Source organism: Mesorhizobium sp. M0244, from assembly GCF_040321795.1.
Classification (GTDB): Bacteria; Pseudomonadota; Alphaproteobacteria; order Rhizobiales; family Rhizobiaceae; genus Mesorhizobium.
On record NZ_JAMYSE010000053.1, the window covers coordinates 25,806 to 45,503 of the forward strand.

Below are 19,698 nucleotides of genomic sequence, written 5' to 3' on the forward strand. Positions count from 1 at the left end.
TCTGCGGCGGGGACAACCTCACCAAAGCGAAGGAGAGTAGCCATGCAGCTTGCCCACATCCCCTTGGATCAGCTCAATATTTCTGCGCTCAACATGCGCCATGGAAGACGCGCGCCCGACATATCCGACATCCTGCCATCCGTACGTGCGCGCGGCGTGCTGGTGCCTCTCGTTGTGCGGCCCAACGGCCAGCCGGAAACCTTCGAGATCGTCGCCGGCAGGCGGCGCTATTTCGCCGCCAAATCGCTTGCCGACGAGCGCGGCGAAGGCGATCCCTTGCCCTGCGCCATCATGGAGGACGGTGATGACGCCGATGCGCTGGAAGCCTCGCTGATCGAAAACCTTGCCCGCCTCGATCCTGACGAAGTATCGCAATGGGAGACGTTTTCGCGGCTCGTCAGGCAAGGCCGCACCGTTCTCGACATCGCTGCGACCTTCGGCATCACTGACCTCAAGGTCAAGCGCATTCTGGCGCTTGGCGACCTCTTGCCCAAAATCCGCGAAGCCTATCGCCGCGAGGAGATCGACGCCGAGACGGTGCGCCATCTCACCATGGCGTCCAAGGCGCAGCAGAAGGACTGGCTGGCACTCTGTGCCGATCCCGATCAACACGCGCCGCGTGGCTTTCAATTGAAGCAATGGCTGTTCGGCGGCCAGTCGATTTCCACCAAGGTGGCGCTGTTTGCCATCGACGAATATCCCGGCCTGATCACCTCGGACCTGTTCGGCGAGGACAGCTATTTCGCCGATGCCGACCTGTTCTGGCAAAAGCAGAACGAAGCGATTGCCGCCAGACGCGACACCTATCTCAACGACGGCTGGAGTGAGGTGGTGCTGCTGGAGCCGGGCCAGTATTTCCACCCATGGGACTACGAGAAGACCCCGAAGAAGAACGGTGGCAAGGTCTTCATCGCGGTCACGTATCGCGGCGAGGTCGAGTGTCACGAAGGCTGGCTGTCACACAAGGAAGCCCGCCGCGCCCGCGAGGGCGGTGAGCAAGAAGAAACAGCCGCCAAGCCGCCGCGCCCTGAACTCACCGGCCCGATGCAGAACTATGTCGATCTGCATCGCCATGCCGCCGTGCGCGCGGCCATGCTCGACCATCCCGCCGTGGCGCTGCGCCTCGTGGTGGCGCACGCCATCACCGGTTCCGGCCTGTGGCAGGTGCGCCGTGAGCCACAGCGCGCAGTCAACGAGACGGTGACTGCCAGCCTTGCCGGCTGCAAGGCTGAAGCTGCATTCGGCAAAAAGCGGCGCGAAGTGTTGGCCCTGCTCGGATCACCGGATGAGGATGGCGTGGTCGCCGGCGGCAATGGCGACGCCTTTGCTATCGCCGGCGTGTTCGCGCGCCTCTTGGCGCTGTGCGACGACGATGTCATGCGCGTTCTCACCCTTGTCATGGCCGAGACGCTTGCAGCCGGCAGCACCGTCATCGAGGCGCTCGGCAACCATCTGAACGTCGACATGGGCACATGGTGGCAACCGGACGATGCCTTCTTCGACCTCTTGCGCGACAAGGAAATCGCCAATTCGATGCTGGCCGAGGTCGGCGGCAAGCTGGTCGCGGACGGCAATGTCGCCGAGAAGGTCAAGACGCAAAAGAAGATCACCCGCGACTTCCTGGCGGGCGAGAATGGCCGCCTCAGGGTCGAGACCTGGCTGCCGCGCTGGATGAAATTCCCCGCCGAAAGCTACACCAGCCGCGGCGGCTTCCGCACCGCCGATCAGTGGGCACAAGTGCAGCCGCTGTTCGTGCGCGAATGAACCGATCAGCCTCAAGCGGCGGTTCTCTCGAGTGCCGCCGCTCAGATCGCGCGCGCCGCTCCGGGCCGCGCCGGCTGCCGATTGGTCGTCTTGTCGAGCCAGTGCCTTGCGCGAGAAATCCCGACGCCAACTCGCCCCCATTTCGGCAGCCCTGCACCGCGCCGGGTTGCTTGCCGAGGCGCTCCGCGCATGGGCCAATTACCGATCCGGTTGGCGACAGAGCCCCCGCAGCCAGCGCCCTGTAATGCCGCCTGCTCGTTTGTGTCATCGGATCGCGCCACCTGTCTCCATGCGTCTCAGGGACCATTCCCCTGCGGCTGGCTTGACGACCTATGGGCGGATCCGGCCCGCCCGAAACCCTCGCCAGCAGCTTTTTTCCCCGCCGCCTGCGGCGGCTTCCTCGCGCCGCTTCGCTTCAAAAAAGCTGTCCGCTCGGGTCCTCCGCTATCGCTGCGGCCGTCCCGGTTCCGGCGGTCCGGACGCGCCCATCACGGCCCGCCATCGCAGGGGAATGGTCCCCGGCGAGCACCAAAAGGAGACTGAAAATGACCGCGATCGGATACGTCACCAAACAGGAAAACGGCGGCTACAAGGGCCAGCTCAAGACGCTCAGCGTCCGCGCCGACATCGACATCGTGCCCAATCAGGCAAAGAGCGCCGACACCCATCCCGACTTCCGGGTGCTGACGCAAGGGGTCGAAGTAGGGGCCGGCTGGATCCGCACCGGCGAGACCTCCGGCAAGGACTATGTGAGCCTGTCGATTGCCGCCCCGGAGTTCGGTCCGCGCAAGCTCTACGCCAATCTCGGCCGCGCCGCCGGCCAGGATGACGACGACACATACGCCATCATCTGGAACCCCGTCGACTGAACCGCCTGCCTCGAGCCTCGCGCCGCCACCGGCGCGGGGCTCTTCTCAAGAAGGGGCGGCGAAAACTCGCCCCCCACTCTTCGCCCGTCCCCAAAACGATCTCGCTCGCCGATCCTCGCCTTCGCTTGTCCGTAACGAAACGAGGACCATCATGGACGACGAAAACGAACGCGCGGCCCGCGCGAAGAAGGGCAGTCCGTTTCTCAACACCGCGCAGGCCGCCTTCTATATCGGGCTGTCCCAGCGCACGCTGGAGAAGATGCGGCTCAAGGGCGGTGGCCCGCAATTCCGTAAGCACGGCCGCTATGTCCGCTATCACATCGACGAGCTCGACGACTGGTCGAAGGGACGCGCGCAGGCGACCAGGCCCGAGGATGGCGGGCACGATTCCGGCTCGGCCGGTGAGGGAGGCCGCTCATGAGCCGGCGTCCCACCATCCGTCTGATCGGCAGCCATCTGCGGCGCATTCGGGCGCGCAAGACGATCGCCGTGGCCACAATAGGCCTCGGCCTGATCGGCTTCGCCGCTTTCGACAACCCATCGCCCTGGCTGGTGTGGAACGCCTCGGCCAGTGCGCCGGTCGGCCTCTATCGCGTCGCGTCCGGATCGCCGGCTCGTGGCGATCTGGTGCTCGTCCGCCCGCCAAAACCGGTCGCCGCTCTCGCCGCCGAACGCTTCTATCTGCCCAGCAATGTGCCGCTGGTCAAGCGCCTTGCCGCGCTGCCTGGCGAGCATGTCTGCGCCTTCGGCGACGCCATCATCATCGGCGGCGAGATTGTCGCGCGCCGGCTGGCAACTGACACGCAGCACCGTCCGCTGCCTTGGTGGAATGCCTGCCGCAGCCTCGCCGCCGACGAGTTTTTCCTGCTCGGCAACGATAGAAACCGCTCCTTCGACAGCCGCTATTTCGGGCCGGTGCCGGCCGAAAATATTGCCGGGAGGCTCGTGCCGCTATGGACCGAGTAACCCTCCTGATGCTGGGCATGGTCGCGATAGCGCCATGCGCCTGTTCCGCCGCGACCGACGCTCAGCCGGCCGCCATCTCCCGTGGTCCGCAGCTGGCAAGATGGCAGCCCTTGGTAGCCGAAGCAAGCCGGCGTTTCAGCATTCCACAGCCCTGGATTTATGCCGTCATGGATGCCGAAAGCCGGGGGCAGACAATGCTGGACGGACGGCCGATCGCCTCACACGCCGGCGCCATTGGCCTCATGCAGGTGATGCCCGGCACCTACGAGGAGATTCGCGCAGAGCTTGGCCTGGGAGCCAGTCCGCACGACCCTCGCGACAACATTCTGGCAGGCACTGCCTATCTGCGCGCCATGTATGACCGCTTCGGCTTTCCCGGCCTGTTTGCCGCCTATAACGCTGGGCCGGACCGCTACGAACAGCATTTGCAGCGTGGGCGACCGCTGCCCAGCGAGACGGTTTCGTATTTGGAACAGCTCAAGGCGGCGGGGATCTCGGCCGCCGACATGGACGCGTTCACCGGTAAATCCCGTTCCGGAAAAGCGCCGGAAATCCCGTCCGGGCAGTCGCTGTTTTTCCTGCGAAACGGTGTTTCCGCGACCGATCCGAATGGCCAAATTGTGGTGCCGCTCGGATCGGAGCGAGCAAGGTCAGGCCGGCCGGATCGCAGGTGAGGGCAGGGGTACCGTGGGTCGGGCGGGGCAGGGAGGCAGGTCCGGGAAGGCAAGATAAAGGCATCGCCTCCTGGAGGCGGCGAAGTCTTTGTCTGCACATCGTTTTTCATGGAGGCTGCCTTCAGCGTCAGGAGAGCTTCTGCTGACAAGGCTTTGATTTTGCTCAATATTACAAGGGGGCTCAATGCAGGATGAAGAGTTCAAGCCGAGCCTGGGCAAAATCGGATGGCGCGGCTCGAAGGCAGGCAAGCGTTTCGCCGGCCAGATCCGCGCCGCGATCAACCGAGCCGGCGGCGGCAGCGGTCGCCGTGGCCGCTTCATCGGAAGCCGGGCGGGGCGCGGCGGGGCTGCTGCCGCCGTTCTCAGAGCGCGCGACCGCCACGCGGCGTTTCGGCAGCGGCGCGCCGTCGTCAAGGCGCGTATCGTCAAGCTGGCCGGCAAGGGTGTTGACGGGGCACGTGCACACCTTCGCTACCTCCAGCGCGACGGCGTCACCCGGGAAGGGGAGCATGGCGAGCTCTATAGCGCCGACAGCGACCGCGTCGATGGCAAGGCCTTTATCGATCGTGCCGATGGCGACCGGCATCAGTTCCGCTTCATCGTCGCCCCTGAAGACGGCATCGAGTATGATGACCTGAAGCCGCTCACGCGGCGTCTCATGGCGCAGATGGAAGAAGACCTCGGCACCAGGCTCGACTGGGTGGCCGTCGATCATTTCAACACTGGTCATCCGCATACCCATATTATCGTCCGCGGCAGGGACGACCGCGGCGAAAATCTTGTCATCGCGCGAGACTACATCTCGTCTGGAATCCGTGAACGGGCGGCCGAGCTGGTCAGCCTCGACCTTGGCCCGAGAACGGACCGCGAGATCGAGCAACGCCTGCGCCAGGAAATGGAGCGGGAACGCTTCACCAGCATCGATCGGCAGCTGCTCCGCCTGCGCGACGATGACGGGCATGTCTCACCGGCCAGCCGAGACACGTTTCGCCAGACGCTGCACCAGGGGCGCCTGCGTAAGCTCGAGCGGATGGGTCTGGCTGAGGAAGTCGGCTCGGGCCGCTGGCGCCTTGATGGCGAGCTTGAAGCGACACTGCGCCGCATCGGCGAGCGGGGCGACATCATCAAGACCATGCACCGCGAACTGACCGGCAAGGGGCTCGCCCGCAGTGCCGCCGACTATGTTGTCCATGATCGATCTGCAGAGCAGATGCAGCCTGTCGTCGGCCGCATCATTGCGCGCGGCCTGGCCGACGAAATCACTGACCGCCATTACCTCGTCGTCGACGGCGTGGACGGCAAAAGCCACTATGTTGATATCGGCAAAGGCGAGGCCACCCAACCGACGCCAGAGGGCTGCATAGTGCGGGTCACGCCGAGCGACACCGGGCCAAGGCGAGTCGACCGCACAATTGCCGAGATCGCCACAGCCCATGACGGGCGCTACAGCATCGATATCCATCTCAAGCATGACCCGTCGGCCACCGAACGCTTTGCCGAAACGCACGTGCGGCGACTGGAGGCGATCCGCCGGGCGACCGGTCGTGTCGAGCGCGAGCCGGACGGTACATGGACTATCGCGCCGGACCATCTCGACCGCGTAGCGGGCTACGAGCGTCAGCGAGCGAGGGCCGAGCCTGTTGTCGTCGACAAGCTCTCGTCAATGCTGCTGGAGAGCCAAGTCAGCTTCGACGGCGCCACCTGGATCGACCAGGAGCTCGTATCAGCTCATCCTGAGCCCTTGCGTGACTCTGGCTTCGGTCGCGAAGTACGTCAGGTCCAGGCCCGTCGACAGCAGTGGCTGATCGCGCAAGGTCTCGCGCATGAAGCGCAGGATCGGGTCATCTATCGCGCGAACATGCTTTCGATGCTGCGCCAACGCGAGTTGAACCGCGTGGCCGGCCAGTTGTCGAACGAACTCGGTCTGTCCTATTCTGAAGCCCAGAGTGGAGATCGAATAGACGGCACGCTCCGCCGCTCCGTCGAGCTCGCCGGCGGAAAATACGCTGTCATCGAGAAATCGCGCGAGTTCACGCTGGTGCTATGGCGGCCGGTGCTTGAGCATCATATCGGCAAGGAGGTTTCCGGCGTGGTGCGTGCGGAGGGGATTTCATGGACCATCGGCCGGCAGAGAAGCGGACCAAGCATTTCGTGAAGGCCGCAGCGGCACCAAATACGCTGTTCAAACATAACTAAGGCGACCGCCCGCAGACGCACGATCGCCCATCGCGTGTGATACGATCGCGGTTCCTTGTTGAACTCGAGAGGACCGGGCGCAAGGAAGCCTCGCAGGCGTGCGAAATGCCGGACCGGATTTGAATGCCGTGGCAGCATCATTATCAACGAAATGGGGGTGAAAAAATGTGAGGCTGTTCCTACATAGGAGGTGTCAATGCGGGGTGCTCGTCGGCGGTGGGGGAACTTGATTCCGCCTTCTGCGATCACTCCTTTCACGATAAAAGCGAGGCAGCGGCTCTGATTCTCTTTGAATGCCGAGGCTGCTCTTTTTCGGGTTCATTTTGCAGAGGGAACAATGGCCAAAGAAGATCATCCGAAATTTTCCATCAATATTGATGGGGTCCATATCGAAGCGACAAGCGAAAGCATGACCGGTGCGGAGCTGAAGCAGCTCGCCGGCAAGGACCAGCAATATCAGTTGTTCCTCGAGGGGCACGGCCATGATGCCGATCGGCAGATTGGGGACAATGAGGCCGTTACGCTCAAGAACGGAATGCACTTCTACACTGTTCCTCCGGCGACGTTTGGCTAATGTCGATCCTCGAACGTCACTTCCAGGATATCAGCAAAAAGCACCCTAACGCGACCCTTGAGCTCCAGTCCGGAGGTACGGCAGTGGTCAGCATGCCGGCTGTGCAACTTCCAAAGGGCTGGAACCGCGCCGAGGTTGGCATAAAGTTTGTGGTGCCTGCGGGCTATCCGCAAGCTGCGCCCGATTGCTTCTGGGCCGAGCCGGCGCTCGCCCTCGAACACGGTGGAACCCCACAAAACACAGGGCAACAGGCCACCCCGGGAGTTCCCTCGGAGTGGCTGTGGTTTTCCTGGCATCCGTCTACCTGGAAGCCCAACAGCGACAATCTGCTTACCTATTTGAATGTGATCCGGCGGCGGCTGGGCGAGGCGCGATGAACCGTCTGATGTTCCGAGGTGGAGAATGGACGGCTCTTCGCGATGACCTTATCGCGCCTGCCCCCCTTGAATCTGCTGCTGCGTTGATCGTTGGCGGTGGTCATTTCGAAGGCGGGATGAGGTTGATCGTTAGAGAGATCATTCGCCCGGCTCCGGACGACTATATCGCCCGCAGCCCGATAGAAGTCTCATTGACTCCCATGTTCCTGTCGCGCGTGCTCAAACGCGCGCGTCTGAAGCGAGCGGGCGTAATTCTTGCGCATTCGCATCCTGTGCAACGCAGACTGGCGTTCTCATCAGTCGACGACGCAGCGCAGCAACTCTTGGCTCCGGTGCTGCATTTTCGGTGCCCGCAAGGGCCGCATGGATTCTTGATCGCCGGGCCGACGGGATTTCGTGGCCGCCTCTTCGATATCAAAGGCGAGACCACATTCACCATCGATCGGATACAGGAAATCGGGCGCAGTGTTCGATCTTATCCAACTGAGACTGACGCGGAAGATCCGGTCCCATTGCCGGAAGTGTTCGACCGCAATGTGCGAGCATTCGGCGCCGCAGGGCAGCGAATTCTCAACGATCTCACCGTGGCGGTCGTCGGCGTAGGCGGCACCGGTTCAGTGGTCGTTGAGGAACTCGCCCGGCTGGGCGTTGGTCGGCTGCACTTGATTGATCCTGAACAGGTCGAGCGAACCAACCTCAACCGATTGATGGGGGCCGAGCAGAAGGACGTTGACCGACCAAAGGTCGCAGTGGCCTCCGAAGCGTCGCAACGCGCGAAACGCGACATCGAGGTTATGACCTTACCGGAATCCGTTATTGACGAGCCCGTGGCCAGGACGTTGCTCGACGGCGATTTTGTCATGTGTTGCACGGATTCGCACGGCAGCCGCGCCGTCCTCAATCAGATCGCCTATCAATATCGTTTGCCAACGATCGACGTTGGAGTGCGCATCGACGCCCGGGAGGGTGTCGTCGCCGCGATGTCGACTAGGGTCCAAATGCTTGCCGAGTCGCTGGCCTGCCTTAACTGCCATTCCCTTCTCGATCCCGCCTCAGTGAGACGCGATCTTCTCGCCGATTCACGCTCCGATCCGTATTTCGTCGGCCATTTCGAGCCGCAGCCGGCCGTGATCTCCCTTAACGCAGCAACCTCTTCCATGGCCGTCTCGATGTTCCTTTCGGCAGTGACCGGGTTCCCTGGGGAGGCGCGGCATCTTGTTGGGCGGCCCATTGAAGGATCGGTGCGGCCTGTCAGTTCAAGGTCAGATCCGACCTGCGTTGTATGTGCTCAGGACAATGCCTTGGCCAAAGGAGACAGTTGGCCCATGATTTGGCGCCAACATGAAAGCTGAAGAGCGCACGACCGTTTTGGTTGACGGAGGTTCCGTGAACCCGACGCCTTTCTCCGCCCGGCGACTTGCCGTGAAGCCGCTCGTGTCGCTTTCTGATCTTGATGACGGAGGCGCCCGGGCGTTGATCGTGCTCGCCGGTGCCCTGCCGTCGGACGAGGGCCGATTGGATTTGGTCAAGCGTCTTCGACGCCTCGCTGCTTCGTCCGCACAGCGCGGCATACTCGTCATTGTCGTTACGAAACGGGGCGAGGAAGCGATTGGACAGGCGGTGGCGCGTTCAGGCGCAGGCGTGTTGGCGCAGTGGCAAGAGCATACCGGTGTCGTGCTGCGGCAGCTCGCAGTGCTTCCAGACTCTGACTGGGATAACATTGCCGAGACCTGCGCACGATGCCGGTGCGGCCCTTCCCTGAACAGCAGCCTGGCGATCCGCGACAAAAATGGGAATGAGCTGCCGACGCCTCTGCTACCCGAACTGGAGCTTCTGTTCCGTCGCGCGTTTCACGACTACTCGGGCATCCTTATTTCCGAGGAGAATGGTGGCAAATCTTCTTCGTCCGTCTGGAAGGTCGAGACGGAAGGCCTGGAGCAGCACACACCTTTCATCGTCAAGTCAGGCCCCGCGGCGGTGATGGAAGAACACATTAACACGTACAGGGACGTGGTCGCTGACCGCGTGCCATATCGCGGATGCGCCCCTTTGTGCCTGGATCGTTGCGTTGTGGGATCTGAGCACCAGCTTGCGGTCTCCCGCTTCGTCGAGAATGCCATCCGCCTGGACAAGGTTGTGATCAACCGCGATGTGAAAGAGGTCATCCAGGCGATCTATCGAACTGTGTTGGGTCGTTGGCGAAAAGACCCCGAAAGAAAGAGACTAGACCTTCTGCAGGAGTTTCTACCTGCGGCACGGCATGATGCATATCTAAAAGGCCTTGAGCGCACCTACGACAAATTGACCAAGGACAGTTACGCTGGCGCTTCGCCACGAAGCTTTTTTGTTCGTCTCGCTGGACTGCAGGCTGAGCAGCATCCGGTGTGTCGAGCTCACGACGACCTCAATTTGCGCAACGTGTTCGTCTGCGGCGGCGATGCGGAAGCGGTTCTGATCGACTTCACGCGGGCAGCTCGACGTCCTTTGTCCCACGACGTCGCCCGCTTGGAAATCGGGCTTGCGTTCGACGCGGAGTTGCAGGCTGATCAACCGCTGCCCGAACAAGTGCTCGACGATTTTTACTCCGGAGATCTCTTCGCCATGTCGCTTAAACATCTCCTGCAAGGCAAAAAGGCCCAGTATCGGCTCAACGCGATCGTGGCGTTGCGTACGACCATCCTCGAAGAAGGTCAGTCCCATTCGTTCGATCTGAGGCGCGAGTATACAATCGCGATCTGCGTCGGGCTGCTCTATTATGCCAAAGGCAAAAGCTCGGATGCGGCCATTGCTTACAAGTGCGCGGTGGACCTTCTGGATCGCGTGACAAATCCTTCGCTCTGGTAGGTCGGGAGTTCGGTTGGGTGCTCAAGAAAACGCACGCGGTACAGTTCAAGGGCACGGTTGAACGTCAGTCCGAAGCCATCGAGCAGGTGGATAACCCGGGAGACGTTTCACTTGTGGAGCGCGGAGCTCCGCGGTCCCTTGTCATGAGATGCCCCGATGGATGCGGAGACATACTGACGGTTAACCTCGACCGTCGTGCCGGGCCGGCCTGGCGCCTTTATCAACGCGAGGGCGGGTTGACCCTTTTCCCTTCTGTGTGGCGAGACACTGGATGCGGGGCACACTTCATCGTCTGGGACAACGTCATCCAATGGACCAACGATGCCTGGATCCTGCGGCGCAATTCATCACTCGAACGTGCTGTCGAAGGTCGACTCACTGACGAGCTGGCGAGCTTCGTTGATATTGCAGCAGCGGTGGATGAAGTGCCTTGGTCGGTTCTCGACGCATGCCGGTCATTGGTCAACTCGGGGATCGCTGTCGAAGGAACCGGCGCCGAGCGGTCCAGCTTCCGCCTGGCGAGTGATAGCGTCCAAACCTCACGGGCCAGGAACAGGCATTGGTAATCAGCCGCGCGACCGGCGGCCTAGAGTGAGAGTCGGACTTATTGGATCATCTCAGCAGCGTGGCGGACCCTCGATCGTCAGCTTGCCAAGGCTGAACCTGTGATCGTCTGCAAGTTATCTTCAGGACCGCTGGAGGTAGATCAGCTCGCGGCGGCGCTTGATCGCCACCATGTGCAAGCAAGTCCCGGGCGTTGTGCAGTAAGAGGGTATCCTGGAACATCTGTCGACAAGGAGCCGCCCGAGCGTTTCGTAATGGCGGTCACGGCGTGGAAGAAGGTACTGCACGTCTCACAGAAGAATCTTGTCATCGCGCGAGACAACATCTCGTCTGGAATCCGTGAACGGGCGGCCGAGCTCAACCTCGCTGCGGTGGGGAAGATTTCGGTCGTCGCCCGCGACGACGAGGCGGTCAGCGACCTGGCCAGACGAGCTTCGGCAGCTTTCCGCTGCGGCATGGTGACCGGCGCGATCATGGCCGCCGAATGAGATCGCTTCGAACGCACCGTCGGATGCTGGCTCGCCGACGCTTTACTGGCGCAGCGCCTGGGTTGGGGCCATGCGGTGCCGCTACTGGGCACCGAGGCAGCTTTGGGCATGAGACCCGATCAATCGCGCCGGGCCGCGACGGTCATTGCGGCATCTGGAGTCGAGGCCGGGTCAGACCGGGGGAAAACCTGCTCGTTGCGTAGGAGCCCTGCGTTGCGCGCCGTCGATCTTTCCGCCCAACTCGGCGCCGCGCGGACCGGGGCTTGCCATTGCCCCGAGACTGAGGCAAGGCGACGGACCCGCCCTGCGTATACCGACGCCGTACACGCCCCCGTCGGCGAGCGAACCGTGGACCTCACACAATCTGAGGTGCTGGTGACGATGTGCATCGCCTACTTCCATCCGCACTCCACCCACGAGCTCACCCGCGCGCCCGCGGTGCTGCGAACCCGCCGACGAATATTTGGCAGAAGCCGGAGTGGGCGCTCAGCCGCGACGATTTTTTGGCCTTGACCGGGCCGGGCGGCGCGACCCGAGCGTCGGGACAAAAAACCGCAAAGGCGGAGGGCACCGGCCCGGTTGAGGCCGAGGCCATGATGATGTGAGACGATCTCCTAGGAAGAATTTGGCCAGATCGATGTTGTCCTGACGCGCTCATCGAAGATTCTGGGCGGCGCCGACGTGGCTGCTCGAAGGGAGAACACTCACTCCGTGACCGGCCGGGCCTGACTACGATGTCACTTGGAGTAAGAAGAACGACGGCCCGAATGGCGAAGATGCGCGATTCGGCCGGCTGTCCTGCGCGCCTGGAGCCGGCAGTTTACAACGAAATTGCGCAGGCCGCTTAAGCTGTCCGGAGGTGATCGAACGCCGCAAGATCGGCCAGTGCGGATCCTCCAAGCTGCGCAGCACGTCGTGAGATGTTGCGCCTCGGACGGATGACACTTTTAAGTCCGGCGGATCTCCACCCAGTCGCCGCGCAGGTCGAACCCCAGCGACTTTGTCTCGAAAAGTGCTGCACCGCGGGAATTGCCGCCTCATCCATACACTGCAAGAGTCGCGAAAGGGACGGTGACCGGCCGAAGCATGTCTTTGTGGCAGCCGCAGGCGCCTGATGCCCATGTATCCATCGTGCGAATGCGTTCCATAAACACAATCGATTTTACCGATTACCGAGAATAGCAGATAGGAAAAGTCAGCCCGAGGAACAGGCCTACCGAGCGAGCTGCCTCTCGCTTTTCTTGAGGGAGGCTTATGGACCGACCGGCGCCGCATGACCATTCGAAACCAATCGAAGTTGGCCGGTGCCAGTCCTGAGTTCCGGTTGATCTACATTCCAGCCGGCGGCACGGCCGCGGTTGAGGTGATGGGACGAAGTTCAATGACAATTTTCCGGCCTTCTAGCCCAGAACAGGCCTGGTCCGCTTCTGTCGTGCTGCGGCCCTGCATCCTCTCCATACCGGCTGCATTGAGGTGCGAGAATCCAGAATGGGAATCCAAAGATGCCATGCGTGAACCACTCCAGAACCAAGCGGGATCAATAACAAGCTATCGGCTGGAGGTCTGATGGATCATCACATAACAGTCGGTTCGAAGGGGCGCGACTCGCGCCAAGACGGGACAAAGGTCAGAGATCTAGGCTTCAATTTCGCCAAAGGCGTACTAATTATCTTGGTGATAATTGGGCATTTGTTACAATATGTTATTTATCGAGGTACTGACGACTTTTGGCTTTCCCCCTATTTTAAGTCGATATACATGTTTCACATGCCTCTGTTTATGGCAATAAGTGGATATCTTTCTTCGGGAGCGATTCTGCGCAAATCGTTCCCTCAAGGTGTCATTGATCGAGCAAGGCAGCTTGTGTTGCCCATGTTTTTTTGGTGTGCTTTGATTTGGCTTTCGAAGGCCGCCTTGATGTCTTCAACGACCAGTTTAAGCGGCGGAATGTTGGATTTCCTTAGGGAGTTCATTGGCACATACTGGTTCATCTGGGCAGCTTTCGCGTCCTTCGTCCTTATTAAGTTGCTCACGACTTTCAATGGCTCGTCGGTGTGGCTCATAGGCGCATCTGCAATTGGGATCGCATTCGCGCCCGTCCCGTGGTCAATAACCCCGTTGGTACGATACACATACCCGTTCTTTTGTTTGGGGTTCTTGTTTGCGCAGCCAATCGGATGGCAGGCAGCTAGCATCAGGCGCCATAAGGCTATTTTTGTGGTGTTACTTTCGATGGCTGCGTTCATGTGCTTTCTTGTTTGGGGAAAGGAGACGTACGTCTACAACAATCTCGTTTTGATCTACGATGCACAGTCGGCCAAACAAGTGTTGCTGATGTTCGATGGCTCGGTAGCAAGTTCTGCAGTGGCGATGCAGCTTATATTCCTATGCTGGAGAGTTGGCTATTCAACTCGCGTAGCTCACTTTGTCGCGGTGGAGCTTGGTCAGAGCACACTGCTGCTTTACCTGCTTCAGGGTGCCGTGTTTCGCTTCATGGATCTAATACGGTTCGGAGAACTTTGGGATCTCACGAGCAGAATTGGGGTCGCCACTTTGCTTGGTGCGGCGATTGTTGTCACAGCGATGACAATTCGCAGGATTGTGCGCGAGCTTGGATATGTGTCGCGGAGCTATGCTTAAATTTATGATGTGACTGCCGACAGTTGGCATCGAAGTCATTGGCGAGCCATGCCGGCGTGGCATTCCCCTCGCGGATCACTTGATCCGCCGCCCGAAGTAAGGCGTGCCTGTAGGCCGGGATCGGTCCCGAATGCTCGTAGGACGGCAATTTGCTCGGGAGCCCGATCAGATTTGAAGCTCCGCGACCGTCTGGCGCCGACCGCAGCCAATAGAAGCGCTTCTGACCGATCGTCGCGTTCATCTCCAGAAGCCCGCCTAGCAGGTTGTGACCACTGCTGTGGCAATGCAGCAGTCCTGGATGGCCGCATCAAATAAGTCCAAGATACCCCGGGTGTGCTTCCACCGCATCACCGGGACCTTCGCTGCAGCTAAATGCAGAAAATCCAAGCGCGCGCTGAAGCATCGTGAAAAATTCATGCAATATTTCAGCTGATAAAATGAGCCGATTCAGTTTCGATCGATCAATCAGCGCCCTTCTCGAGGCTGTCGGTCCGCATCGCGCCTGACGGCGGCGCTATGCTGGTGCTCCTACGACCCCTCCGCCCCCTTGCTCCCCGCTGCTCGCCACGATGCAGGGGGACAGGCGACCTGAACCCGTGCCCAAGCCGATCTGATGTCAGAGGTGGGGCTGGACATGGGCCCGTGGTGGACGTACCTGCCACACAAATCCTCATGCTCGCCTAACCGGCCGCAACGTATGGCAATCCGGGCAGTCCCGATGAAAGATGGAGTAGGTCTCGGCCATTCCCGTGTCCCAACCCAGAAAAGTTACTGGTTTCCTTACGGGCGCGATACAAAGGGCACGGGCTGGACTTGGCTGCCGGGGGCGGGGCTTGTCGACCGCTCGATCGAAAGTGAGAGACGAGGAGGAGAATCACCGACCTGCAGAGCGGCAAGGCGCTCGCCTACCTCCCTGTCAGTCACCGTTAGCCGATGGTTTAGACGAAGATAGTCCGTCCATGTCGGCGTGCGGAATGTCTCGGTCCAAAGAGTCGAGTTCTGAAGATCGCGCTGGAGGGTCCAGTCCCGCGCACCGGCACGGCTCTGAACGCGCCGCCTTTCGCGCATGCAGCTCAGAAATTCCTCGATATTCTCCTCGGGTATCGAGTACTCCACCTTGATCACGATCGGGCCGCTCCTGGGCTTCAAATCGAGGGCCAGTTCTGGTGGCCTGAAGTCGAAGGCCCCTTGATCCGATTCCTCCCATAGCCGTACCGGCAATAGCTTTCCCACAGCTGCAACCAGCAACAGCGCCGCTGCAGCACCTTCCAAAGCCCACGTCAGGGAATAGTACTGCGCGACAGCACCCCAGATCCAGCTGCCCGCTGCCATGCCGCCGTAGGTCAGGGCGTAATAGATCGACAGGGTGCGACCAACGACCCACCTTGGGCTTGCCAACTGCACACACACGTCGGTTCCGGTCCAGGTGACAACCCAGCCTGCGCCAGCGATTGCAAGCGCGATCGCTGCTACGGCCACCGATGATGTGAGAGCCAGTAAAAGGCAACACGTTGCGCAAGCAACGGACGCGAGCGTGATCAATCGATTTTGGGACGTGATGCGTCGCAAGTAGCTATTGCCAATGCCCGCGATGAAGGCGCCTGTGCCGAAGCCGGCTAACAGGACGCCGTAAACAATTGGCCCGCCCGCCAGTTGGTCGCGAACCACGAGGGGGAGCAGAGCAAGGATCGAGATGCTTGACAGCCCGAACAGGGTTGCGCGCACGATCGCCACTCTGATCTCAGAGGAGATTGCCGTGAAGCGCATGCCATCATGAATGGACGTCGTCATCCGCTCGCGCGGAAGAGGCGAAGAGCGAACTTGCCACTTGGAGCGCAGCACAGCGCTCAACGGGACCAGGTCGGTCAGCGCAGCGAAGGCGAAAGCCGTAAGGGGGCCCAGCAAAGCCAAAATTACACCGCCCAGCGCCGGTCCTATGCTCCGAACCACGTTGTACCCCACCGACATCAGCGTCACTGCAGCGGGTATGTCGCGCTTTTCCAGGATGTCGCCGACCGAGGCGTGCCAGGCTGGATCATTCAAGGCAAAGCCGCATCCCGCCAAGAAACACAGTCCCAAGATCAGCCATGGACTGACAAAGCCCAGTCCAACAGAGAGAGCCAGCGCCGTGGATGCCAGTGCGATCAGGCACTGTCCGGCAAGCATCACGCCGCGGCGGCTGAAGCTGTCTGCAATCGCTCCAGCAAGGATCGACAAGAAGAAGGCGGGCAGTGTCGATGCAGCCTGCACGAGCGCAACCATCAGATCGGAGGCTGAAATCGTTGCCATAAGCCAGCTTATAGCCACGCTCTGCACCAGCCAGCCAAGGCTGGATATCTGCGTGGCTGTCCAGATCGAACGAAAGACCGGATTCTGAAGAGGGATCAGTGTGTTTGCCGCAAAGGGCGGGGAATCTTGACGCCGCATGACTTCTCACCTCCACCACGTAGTTCTTTCACTCACTTACTTGCTGACAGCGGTGCGCTTACGCACAGCTGCGTCACAACCAAGTTCCGACATCGCGCTCGCAACAAAGTAGATGTCGCATCCACGGTGCTGATGCGCGATGAGTGTGCCAGTTGGGCGTCAGCTGGTCTGGGTCGCGCAGCCCGATGGGGTGCGGTCTGCCCTGCGACTCTTGGCCTTGGACGGTGCTACCGCCCCGATGGCCGGGTTGTCAAACTGCCACGGTGCTAGCAGCGCCCATCCCATCCTGACAGGCATGAGCATACGACGCAGTGCATCGCTGGTATCGGAGGCGGGTGCAAGATCAAGGGTGGCATCGTCTTGACAAGTACGAGCTGGTGGGCGCCTTTGCCCGACCTACACATCGGCGATTCATGGGGCCGCCGTTCAACTCGTTGGTCTATGCGCAAAAAAACATAATACGCTTGTAAAAGCGTTTCGTGCCGGCGCAGGCGCCGAGGAGGGCGCGGAAGCCTTCACCATCGTCATCCCGCCACCGAACGTCACCGGCTCGCTGCATATGGGCCATGCGCTCAACAACACGCTGCAGGACATTCTGGTGCGCTTCGAGCGCATGCGCGGCAAGAATGTCTTTTGGCAGCCGGGCATGGATCATGCCGGGATCGCCACACAGATGGTGGTCGAGCGCCAGCTGATGGAGAAGCAGATCCACCGCCGCGACCTGACGCGCGATGAGCTCATCGAGACCGGCGGCGCGATCCTCAACCAGTTGAAGCGGCTGGGCGCCTCCGCCGACTGGAGCCGGGAGCGTTTCACCATGGACGAGGGCCTGTCCAGGGCGGTGCTCGAAGTGTTTGTCACCCTCTACAAGGAAGGCCTGATCTACAAGGACAAGCGCGTTGTGAACTGGGACGGAAGCTCTTGACTGCGATTTCCGACCTTGAGGTCGAACAGCAGGAGGTCAACGGTAATCTCTGGCATTTCCGCTACCCCGTCGAGGGCGAGGTTTTGGATCCGGAAAATCCTAAAACCTTCATCACCGTGGCGACGACCCGCCCGGAGACGATGCTGGGCGATATGGCGGTCGGCGGTGCATCCGGACGACGAGCGTTTCAGGCATCTTGTCGGCAAGAACCTCATCCTCTGCCGATCGTCGGCCGCAGGATCGCGGTGGTGGCGGACGAGTATTCTGATCCGGAGAAAGGCAGCGGCGCGGTCAAGATCACGCCGGCGCACGACTTCAACGACTTCGAGGTCGGCAGGCGCCATAAGTTGCCGGCGATCAATATTCTCACCATAGAGGCGGCGGTCACCCTCACGGACAATGACGACTTTCTCGCCGGGCTGGAGGTGACGCCGTAGCGCCACGCGGTCCGGGACGAGCTCGACGGTCTGACGCTTACATCTCGCCGAACTGGTATCCAAGCAAGCATGAATTCCATAACCAGGTGCCGACGTGGAACTATCTCGTCGTCCAAGCCCACGGACGCATCACTGTCCGGGATGATGAGCGCTATGTGCGCCGTAACGTGGCGAAGCTCACTCACATGCATGAAGCCTCGCAGCCTGCCCCGTGGAAGATGGGCGACGCGCCGAAGGACTTCATTGACACGATGGTGAAGGCGATCGTCGCCCTGGAAATCGAGATCACCAGCCTGGTTGGTAAATCAAAACTCAGCCAGAACAAAGAGGTGCGCGACATTTAGAACGCTGGTGAAATGCTGAATGCCCGAGGCGTCAATGGGATGGGAGAAGCGATGCTCGCGGCTGCGGCGGCCAAATCCCAATAGCAACTATCTTGTCCCGACAAGCCGCTGGTGCTGGATTTCCAACGGGTGACCTTGAGAGACAAATGCTTCGGCTCGCCGGAAACGCGACCAGCATCTGACCACCCGCTATGCGGCAGATGGACAAGAACTCAGGCCGCCATCGCCAGCCACATCCGCAATGCCGCCGGATCGATGGAAGCTGCTTACCCCGCCAGCCTCTCCGGTCATGCCGCCTGCGTCGTTAATACCTTGAACAGCAGCCTGGCGGTTAAACCGCCTTGCGTGTTCGGTATGGCGGCACAGCGGTTTGGAGATCGGAGCCGACTGGCAGCGAACGCCACGCCCCACGGTAGCGATGCCTCGCAGCCAGGTTGGATGATCAAGCAGCGGCATGTGTGGCAGGCTTGCACCCGCTTCAGATGCGAGACGGGTCAAGACAATCATCCTGCACAACGCCACGCGGCGGTGAGCCGGTTTCGAAAAGGGCCGGCCCCGGCCGTTCATACAAGTGGAGTTGGGGGCGCGGGGCCGGATCAAGCCTATCGCGTTGGACCCGCCGGGACCGCGCGTACATCATCCCGGCAACGCCAGGCGCTCGCCTGGCGTCATGCGGGCTTCGGCTTGGCGCGCCGAATGTCTGGACCGGCATCGCGGAGCAATGGCGCACCAGTCTACGACACGGTGCGTAGTCGCCATGCTGCCCCTGGCCAGATCGTAGATGACCTCGGCTTGTTTGCCATGGCGAGCCGAAGCACGTTGACGGCCGTGCCGGGTGATGCGCCGTCCCAGACTATCATCCCAAAATCGGCGCGCGCCATCTCCCGGTCTTTGGCGGCGTAGATCCAGTATCCTCTAGCGCCTTCAGGAGACGGGACCCGGTAGGCAGCCCAGTCGCCCAGATCATTGCGGGGTTCCTTGGCCGCATGGAAGACCCCGACATGTTTGTAGCCGTAGCCCGCGAGCAGGCCCTGCGCCTCGGCATCGGCTCCAGACGCGTCGCCAATCAGCACGCCGTGCACGGCAACAACGATTGGGCGGATCCGAGCGATGGCAGGTTCCGGCAGCTCAAATGTCTCGCGTGAACCCCCTATGAATATCATCGACATCATGACTTTCCCTTCTCTCCAGGGCTCCCTCGCTCTGACCGCCGTCTCCCTCTGGCCCTGCGTGAGGGGTCACCCGAACGCCGAGACGGCGAAGCCGGCTCGGGGAGCGGCGGGACGCCGCAACTAGAGCCCGGTCGGCGGCAGGCCGGCGCGCAGACCTGCCGCTTCCGGAGGCGCTACGCGCGCGGAGCTAGTGGCCTTTGTCGGCCAGCCAGAGGCTCACGTCCTGGATCGAGCGCATGAGCACCGACGGATTGTCCCGCACGGGAATGAAGCCCCAGCTCTGCCAGTAGCGCTCTGCCTCGGCGTCGATCGCCCGTACCACCACCGCGCGGCCGCCGCCGATGTCGGCGCCGGCGACGCCGCGCTACAGCGCGTCCTTGCCCAAGCCGCTACCGCCGCCTTGTCCGGCATAGCGGTGGTCGCCGGCGAGTTGTGCG

The 19,698-nt window shown here is 61.3% G+C and carries 17 protein-coding genes and 2 pseudogenes; 15 read left to right on the forward strand and 4 right to left on the reverse strand.

Going from position 1 to position 19,698, the window contains the following annotated elements; translation table 11 throughout:
- Positions 1 to 42: 42 nt before the first annotated feature.
- From NKJ08_RS25560 to nolL, 13 genes are all read left to right on the forward strand, one after another.
- The gene (locus NKJ08_RS25560; protein ID WP_352783958.1) at positions 43 to 1,764 is read left to right on the forward strand and encodes a ParB/RepB/Spo0J family partition protein; all 1,722 of its coding nucleotides are present in this window, start codon (positions 43 to 45) and stop codon (positions 1,762 to 1,764) included.
- Between the two features lie 545 nt (positions 1,765 to 2,309).
- Positions 2,310 to 2,633, forward strand: a complete 324-nt coding sequence (locus NKJ08_RS25565; protein ID WP_023672372.1) for a DUF736 domain-containing protein — start codon at positions 2,310 to 2,312, stop codon at positions 2,631 to 2,633.
- A gap of 151 nt (positions 2,634 to 2,784) precedes the next feature.
- The gene (locus tag NKJ08_RS25570; RefSeq protein WP_352593330.1) at positions 2,785 to 3,054 is read left to right on the forward strand and encodes a helix-turn-helix transcriptional regulator; all 270 of its coding nucleotides are present in this window, start codon (positions 2,785 to 2,787) and stop codon (positions 3,052 to 3,054) included.
- Entirely contained in the window at positions 3,051 to 3,599 is a 549-nt protein-coding gene (gene lepB, locus NKJ08_RS25575; RefSeq protein ID WP_352783960.1) for a signal peptidase I, read from the forward strand. The genes NKJ08_RS25570 and lepB overlap by 4 nt, the downstream gene beginning before the upstream one ends.
- Positions 3,587 to 4,273: a lytic transglycosylase domain-containing protein gene (locus tag NKJ08_RS25580; RefSeq protein ID WP_352783962.1), complete on the forward strand. Its 687-nt coding sequence runs from the start codon at positions 3,587 to 3,589 to the stop codon at positions 4,271 to 4,273. The genes lepB and NKJ08_RS25580 overlap by 13 nt, the downstream gene beginning before the upstream one ends.
- Before the next feature lie 184 nt (positions 4,274 to 4,457).
- Positions 4,458 to 6,428, forward strand: a complete 1,971-nt coding sequence (gene rlxS / locus NKJ08_RS25585) for a relaxase/mobilization nuclease RlxS (RefSeq protein ID WP_352783964.1) — start codon at positions 4,458 to 4,460, stop codon at positions 6,426 to 6,428.
- Between the two features lie 378 nt (positions 6,429 to 6,806).
- Positions 6,807 to 7,043 carry a multiubiquitin domain-containing protein gene (locus NKJ08_RS25590; protein ID WP_023724123.1) on the forward strand — a complete coding sequence of 79 codons (237 nt, stop codon included), beginning with the start codon at positions 6,807 to 6,809 and terminating at the stop codon, positions 7,041 to 7,043.
- Entirely contained in the window at positions 7,043 to 7,420 is a 378-nt protein-coding gene (locus NKJ08_RS25595; protein WP_023800976.1) for an E2/UBC family protein, read from the forward strand. The genes NKJ08_RS25590 and NKJ08_RS25595 overlap by 1 nt, the downstream gene beginning before the upstream one ends.
- Positions 7,417 to 8,772 (forward strand): ThiF family adenylyltransferase, encoded by a 1,356-nt coding sequence (locus NKJ08_RS25600; protein ID WP_352783966.1) that lies wholly within the window; start codon positions 7,417 to 7,419, stop codon positions 8,770 to 8,772. The genes NKJ08_RS25595 and NKJ08_RS25600 overlap by 4 nt, the downstream gene beginning before the upstream one ends.
- Positions 8,762 to 10,264: a phosphotransferase gene (locus NKJ08_RS25605; protein WP_352783968.1), complete on the forward strand. Its 1,503-nt coding sequence runs from the start codon at positions 8,762 to 8,764 to the stop codon at positions 10,262 to 10,264. Before NKJ08_RS25600 ends, NKJ08_RS25605 begins: the two co-directional genes overlap by 11 nt.
- Positions 10,265 to 10,281: 17 nt before the next feature.
- Positions 10,282 to 10,830 carry a ubiquitination-like system serine protease family protein gene (locus NKJ08_RS25610; RefSeq protein ID WP_352783970.1) on the forward strand — a complete coding sequence of 183 codons (549 nt, stop codon included), beginning with the start codon at positions 10,282 to 10,284 and terminating at the stop codon, positions 10,828 to 10,830.
- Between the two features lie 99 nt (positions 10,831 to 10,929).
- Positions 10,930 to 11,316 (forward strand): hypothetical protein, encoded by a 387-nt coding sequence (locus NKJ08_RS25615; RefSeq protein ID WP_352748061.1) that lies wholly within the window; start codon positions 10,930 to 10,932, stop codon positions 11,314 to 11,316.
- 1,566 nt (positions 11,317 to 12,882) lie between these two features.
- Positions 12,883 to 13,956, forward strand: coding sequence for a nodulation factor fucose acetyltransferase NolL (gene nolL / locus NKJ08_RS25620; RefSeq protein ID WP_352783972.1), 1,074 nt, complete (start codon positions 12,883 to 12,885; stop codon positions 13,954 to 13,956).
- Positions 13,957 to 13,966: 10 nt separating this feature from the next.
- Here nolL and NKJ08_RS25625 read toward each other — a convergent pair.
- Positions 13,967 to 14,215 (reverse strand): annotated as a pseudogene (locus NKJ08_RS25625) (hypothetical protein); the annotation flags it as partial.
- 521 nt (positions 14,216 to 14,736) lie between these two features.
- Positions 14,737 to 16,383 carry an MFS transporter gene (locus NKJ08_RS25630; RefSeq protein WP_352783974.1) on the reverse strand — a complete coding sequence of 549 codons (1,647 nt, stop codon included), beginning with the start codon at positions 16,381 to 16,383 and terminating at the stop codon, positions 14,737 to 14,739.
- Between the two features lie 472 nt (positions 16,384 to 16,855).
- On the opposite strand from NKJ08_RS25630, the pseudogene NKJ08_RS25635 reads away from it, so the two are divergent.
- Together NKJ08_RS25635 and NKJ08_RS25640 are read left to right on the forward strand one after the other, a co-directional pair.
- Positions 16,856 to 17,742, forward strand: a pseudogene (locus tag NKJ08_RS25635) (class I tRNA ligase family protein); the annotation flags it as partial.
- An 89-nt stretch (positions 17,743 to 17,831) separates the two neighbouring features.
- A complete protein-coding gene (locus tag NKJ08_RS25640; RefSeq protein ID WP_502906354.1) occupies positions 17,832 to 18,089 on the forward strand; it encodes an FMN-binding negative transcriptional regulator in 258 nt (85 codons plus the stop codon).
- 734 nt (positions 18,090 to 18,823) lie between these two features.
- Here NKJ08_RS25640 and NKJ08_RS25645 read toward each other — a convergent pair.
- Both NKJ08_RS25645 and NKJ08_RS25650 read right to left on the reverse strand, forming a co-directional pair.
- Positions 18,824 to 19,258, reverse strand: a complete 435-nt coding sequence (locus NKJ08_RS25645; RefSeq protein WP_352783976.1) for a hypothetical protein — start codon at positions 19,256 to 19,258, stop codon at positions 18,824 to 18,826.
- A gap of 190 nt (positions 19,259 to 19,448) precedes the next feature.
- Entirely contained in the window at positions 19,449 to 19,586 is a 138-nt protein-coding gene (locus NKJ08_RS25650; protein WP_352783978.1) for a hypothetical protein, read from the reverse strand.
- Positions 19,587 to 19,698: the final 112 nt, after the last annotated feature.